The sequence below is a fragment of the Streptomyces sp. NPDC006265 genome, from assembly GCF_040613555.1.
In the GTDB taxonomy this organism is placed as follows: domain Bacteria; phylum Actinomycetota; class Actinomycetes; order Streptomycetales; family Streptomycetaceae; genus Streptomyces.
Genome location: NZ_JBEXSH010000666.1, coordinates 1 through 5152 on the forward strand (window position 1 = coordinate 1; position 5152 = coordinate 5152).

General features: G+C 70.6%; 5 protein-coding genes. All 5 read left to right on the forward strand.

Annotated features, from left to right (window positions below):
- The coding region (locus ABZ281_RS36900; RefSeq protein ID WP_356662407.1) for a fatty acid desaturase at window positions 1–1149 on the forward strand (1149 nt) is incomplete at its 5' end.
- Between the two features lie 112 nt (window positions 1150–1261).
- A complete protein-coding gene (locus tag ABZ281_RS36905) occupies window positions 1262–2407 on the forward strand; it encodes an inosamine-phosphate amidinotransferase 1 (RefSeq protein ID WP_356662408.1) in 1146 nt (381 codons plus the stop codon).
- 70 nt (window positions 2408–2477) lie between these two features.
- Complete coding sequence (locus ABZ281_RS36910; RefSeq protein WP_356662409.1) at window positions 2478–3803, forward strand: cupin domain-containing protein; 1326 nt, start codon at window positions 2478–2480, stop codon at window positions 3801–3803.
- Window positions 3800–4630, forward strand: a complete 831-nt coding sequence (locus ABZ281_RS36915; protein ID WP_356662410.1) for a DUF3865 domain-containing protein — start codon at window positions 3800–3802, stop codon at window positions 4628–4630. The genes ABZ281_RS36910 and ABZ281_RS36915 overlap by 4 nt, the downstream gene beginning before the upstream one ends.
- Window positions 4630–5061 carry a GFA family protein gene (locus ABZ281_RS36920; RefSeq protein WP_356662411.1) on the forward strand — a complete coding sequence of 144 codons (432 nt, stop codon included), beginning with the start codon at window positions 4630–4632 and terminating at the stop codon, window positions 5059–5061. Before ABZ281_RS36915 ends, ABZ281_RS36920 begins: the two co-directional genes overlap by 1 nt.
- Window positions 5062–5152 lie beyond the last annotated feature (91 nt).

Consider the following 5152-nt stretch of genomic DNA (forward strand, 5'->3'; position numbering starts at 1 on the left):
TCCGGCGCGCCCGCCAACGGTGCGCACGACAGTGCGCTGCCCAGCCGCGGGCGCGCCGGAGCACGGCACCTCCCCACCTCGCCCCACACCCGACTGGAGGACCTGATGGGCAGCCCCGCCGCCAGCAGGACCCGCAACGGCACCGGAGCCTCCGGCCCCGTGCGTAAGGCCCTCGGCCAGCAGCTCATCACCGACCTGGAAAAGCTCTGTGGCCGCCCGACCATCGGACTGTGGGACATCGCCTGGGACATCATCGCGATCGCCGCCGCAGCGATCACCGGCCACACCATCGGCCACGTCGTTGGCCCGCTGCTCGCCATCTGCTACATCGGCTTCCGTCAGCGCCATCTGTCCAACCTCGGACACGAGTGCGTGCACTCCAAACTCATGGCCACACGACGCGGCAACCGGATCATCGGATACCTGCTGACCGGACTGCTCGGTGAGGGCTTCGCGCCGTATCGCAGCAGCCACTACGTGCACCACGCCAAGCTCGGCTCCGACGACGATCCGATGTTCCAGTCCTACCGCGCGGGCAACATCCGTGCCGCCGGCCGGGCGCCCAGCCGGAGCGCATTCGTCCTGCGGGTCATCGTGCGCAACGCCGTGTGGCGCCTGCCGAAGACCGCGGTGCTGACCCTGCTCACCCGCGCGCCGGGGGAGGCGTGGCGGGCCCTGGCCGCCCGTGCCCTGATCTGGGCGGGCGTCGTTGCCGCACTGTGGCCCGTGGGCGGCGTGCCGTACCTCCTGCTCTACTGGCTGCTCCCCCTCGTCCTGGTGCGGCCCGTGGTCACCTGGGTCACTGATCTGGGCAACCACGCCGGACTGATCGAGAACGACGACATCCTCCTGCAGACCCGCGGCTGGACCTCGCACTGGCTCACCCGGCACCTGCTCGGCGGCCACCTGGACGACATGTACCACCCCGTCCACCACTGGTGCCCGCAGATCCCCTGGCGGCGCCTGCCCGAGGCCCGCGCCCTCACCGCGCAGCACCTACCGCGCTTCGGTGAAGTTCCCTGGTGCTCCGGCTACTTCTTCCGCCGGCGCTCCACTCCCGACCAGCCGTGCGTGATCGAGGACATCATCGCCCGGCTCGCCGCCCCCGGCGCCGCCTGCACCCCGCACCGGCACGCCTCGGCCGCCTGACCTCGCCCCGAATCCGACCACCGAACCCCGTACGGCACCGCCCCTCCCGGCGCGCACCCGCGCGCCGGAGGCAGGGGCATGCCGTCGCCCGCCGCCGAGGAGGCGGCCCACCATGCTCCAGCCCGCGCCTGCCCCGCCGGCCCTGAATAGCTTCGACGAGTTCACCCGGCTCGATGAAGTGGTTCTCGGCCGCGCTGATCACTACGACGCCCACCACACCGACACCTCGTGGCGGCTGTTCTTCTACGACAACGTCGCCCCCGTCCTTGGCCGGCACACCAGTCCGTCGGGGGAAGAGCTCCTGCCGATCCCCGCGCAGCTGGTCGACGAGCTCAACGAGGACATCGCCGGCCTGGCCGACGCCCTGACCGGGTGCGGCGTGAACGTCCTGCGGCCCGCGGCGCCGGGCAAGGACGTCGACATCCGCTCCCCGCACTGGGACGCCCGGGCCACCCCGCCCCTCAACGTCCGCGACCAGACCATCATCCTGGGCAACACCATCGTGGAGACCGCGCCCCACGTACGCGCCAGGGCCTTCGAGAACGACCTGCTCAAGCCGGTCTTCTACCGCTACTACGAGGACGGCGGCGCGAACTGGCTCTCCATGCCCCGGCCCGCCCTGGCCCGCGGCTCCCTGGACACCAGCTACTTCACCCGCCAGGGCCTGGACGTCGCCCGCGCCACCGACAACGAGAGGGCCGGCACGATCGAGGGCCTGGGCCTGGAGATGGTCTTCGACGGCGCGCAGTGCATGCGCCTGGGCCGCGACGTCCTGGTCAACGTCGCCAACCACAACCACGAGCTCGCCCTGCGCTGGCTCCGTGACAACCTGCGCGACCTGCGCTTCCACCGCCTGGACGCCATGGCCGACAACCACATCGACAGCGTCCTGGTTCCGCTGCGCCCCGGTCTGATGCTGCTGCGCTCCCCGGAGTACCTGAAGTTCCTGCCCGAGGCCATGCAGTCCTGGGACGTGATCTACGCCCCTGAGACCGACGACCGCAATTTCCCTGACTACAGCGACCTCGGCTTCGTCATCCCCATCGGCAGCCGGTACATGGACATCAACCTCCTGTCCGTCGACGAGAACACCGTCGTCGTTAACTCCCTGTACCCGGAGCTGATCAAGGTCCTGGAGGCCCGCGGCTTCACCGTCGTCCCGGTTCGGCACCGCCACCGGCGGCTGTTCGGCGGCGGTTACCACTGCTTCACGCTCGACACCGTCCGCCGCGGCGGCCCCGAGGACTACCTCAGCTGATCCCGGCGCCCCGTCACCGCGCCCCGCCTTCCCGATCACGGCAGTCCGCCCCGACGTCAGGAGATCCTCGATGGACACCGCCTACCCCTGGCCGCCCGACCAGACCTTCTGGACCGGCACCTTCCCCGACCACACCACCGGGCGGACCACGCCCTTCCTGTTCAAGGGCATCATCCCCGCCACCGCAGCCGGCCCGGACGACGTCCTGACGGGGTTCGAGGCCATCCGCCGGGCCCACGCCGCAGGCACCGACATCAAGGCGCATGCCCGCGTCTACGTCGGCGAGGCCCGGCGCGACGACCTCCTGCCCCAGGCGCTGACCGCCCCGTCCTGGGACGGGGGCGTGGACGCCTTCGTGCCGTGGATGCAGGACCTCGCCGGCGCTGAGCGTTTCTCCCTGGTCGTCAACAACCTGGAGACCGTCAGCCCCGCCCTCGCCGCAGGCCTCGGCACCTTCCTCAAGACCCTCATCGACGGGTGGGGCCTGCCGCTGGGCGGCGCCGAGCAGGTCGCCTTCGCCGGGAACTACGCCGGCACCGCCTTCGGGATCCACGAGGGCTACGAGGACGCCTTCCTCGTCCACCTCGGCCCCAACGCCAAGAACTTCTACTGCTGGCCCGCCGAGCAGTACGAGAAGCTCACCGGCGGCAAGGAGCCCACCTTCGGCGACTACCGCGCGCTGCTGGAGGAGGCCGAGCACTTCCTACTGGAGCCGGGCGACGCCCTCTTCCTACCCCGCCGGGTCTTCCACGTCGGCACCCAGGACACCTTCTCCGTCTCGGTGGCCATGCCGCTGTACACCTACCCGTACGCGCAGATCCTGCAGAGCCGCATCATCCCCGACGTCCTCGCCGACCTATCCGGGGACGGGCCCGACGACCCGCTCAACGAGCCCTCCGCGATGGCGGACACGACCACCGGGCCCGGGGCCGTCGCCGACCGACTGGCCGGCGTCGGCCGCGAACTCCTGACCGTCGCCGCCGACCGCGTCCGCGGCGCCGCCCGCCAGCATGCCGAGCGGCGGTGGGCCACGCTGCTGAGCAACGGCGGCTGGGAACTCGTCGAGGGCGACCTCTCCCGCCAGGAAGCCGCGAACGCCTTCGACCCCGAGCAGGTCACGCCGGGCGCCGAGATCCGCGTGATCGCCCCCTACCAGGTGACCACCCTGCTCGACGACGACGGCGACGCCCACCAGGTCCTGCTGCGCGGCCACCAGGTGGGCGTCGCCCTCGACGGCGCGGGCCTGGACCAGGACACCGTCACCGCCCTCAACCGCGGCGACACCCTCGTCCTGCCCGACAACGCCGAGCTCCTGACGGCCGTCCGCGCCCTAGGAGCCACCGGCGGCCTGCACCTGACCCCCCGCCCCGCCGACCCCAAGGACGCCGACGCATGACACCCGACAACAGCCTCGTCCAGGCCTATCTGAAGGCCCACCCCGAAACGCAGAGCGCCGTCAACGGCACCCTGCTGGGCAAGTTCACCTCCGGCACCGCCCTGGTCACCGCGCACCTGGCCCCGCTGGTCGACTGGGCGTACGCGCGGATCGCCGAGAAGGTCGGTGCCGCCGATCTCAACGAGCGCCAGGCCCGGATGTACATCGAGGAGCTCTCGGTGTTCGCCCGCTACAACGCCCAGTACCTCAAGGCGGCCGCCACCGCCGTGGAGGGCTACTGCCCCGAGCTCGCCCACGAACTGCGCCGCAACCACCTGGAAGAGGGCGGCGAGCGCGGCAAGGTGCCCGCGCACTACGTCCTCTACACCAACGCGCTCCTCTCCGACCTCGGCCTGCTCGTCAACGGCCACGTTCCCGCCCCCGAAACCGAGACCCTGGTCAACCTCCACCAGTGGATGGTCGGCTCGCACATGCCCAGCCACATCGCCGGCGCCTACTACGCCACCGAGGCCGTGGCGATCGCCGAAACCGAGATCCTGCGCGACATCACCAACCGCTACGGCGAGCTGACCATCAGCCGCAGCGGCAGCGAACTCAAGGCCCTGCACTACTACTACGACCTCCACCTCGACGACGAGCACGAGGCCGCCCAGGTCGGCGGCATGAGCGTCGAGGCCGCCCACATCGAGGGCCTGGCCAGGTTCATCAAGGAGAGTGAACTCTTCCACATCGACCTGCCCCAGGCCCTCGACGGCTGGCTGACGATCACCGAGGGGATGACACACTGGTGGGCTCAACTCGCCCGCCGTGCCTCGGAGATGAACTGATGAACGCCACCCCCGACATCGTCGCCGCCGCCCAGGAGCGATCCGGCGGATGCCTGTGCGGCAAGATCCGCTTCACCGTCAAGGGCGAAGCCGTCTACCCGCACACCTGCAGCTGCCCGCACTGCAAAAAGCTCGGCGGCAGCCCGATGATGTGGTGGGCCGGCTTCGCCCCCGAGAACGTCACCTGGACCGGTGAGAGCGAGCAGATCTGGTTCGAGACGTTCGAGGGCGAGGCCAAGCGCAGCTTCTGCCCGGCCTGCGGCAGCCGCCTCGCCGCCATCGACAACGGCGTCCCGGAGCTCGGCATCGTCGTCACGGCTCTGGACGACACCAGCGGCGCCGACCTCGTGCCGATCAATCAGTCCTTCCGCGACGACGCCGTGCACTGGCTGCCCCAGGTCCCGGACGCCCAGAAGAGCCCCGTCGGCTGACACCCGTGAGACATCCCGGCGACCGGGGGTGGCGAGGTGTTACTGCGATGAGGCTTCATGGGGGCAACTCCGAGCGGTTCGGGAAGGCAGC

What these genes read in the sequence shown, in the direction of transcription:
- ABZ281_RS36905 (WP_356662408.1), top strand. Translation starts at nt 1,262, where the DNA reads ATGCTCCAGCCCGCGCCTGCCCCGCCGGCCCTGAATAGCTTCGACGAG.
- ABZ281_RS36910 (WP_356662409.1), top strand. Translation starts at nt 2,478, where the DNA reads ATGGACACCGCCTACCCCTGGCCGCCCGACCAGACCTTCTGGACCGGC.
- ABZ281_RS36915 (WP_356662410.1), top strand. Translation starts at nt 3,800, where the DNA reads ATGACACCCGACAACAGCCTCGTCCAGGCCTATCTGAAGGCCCACCCC.
- ABZ281_RS36920 (WP_356662411.1), top strand. Translation starts at nt 4,630, where the DNA reads ATGAACGCCACCCCCGACATCGTCGCCGCCGCCCAGGAGCGATCCGGC.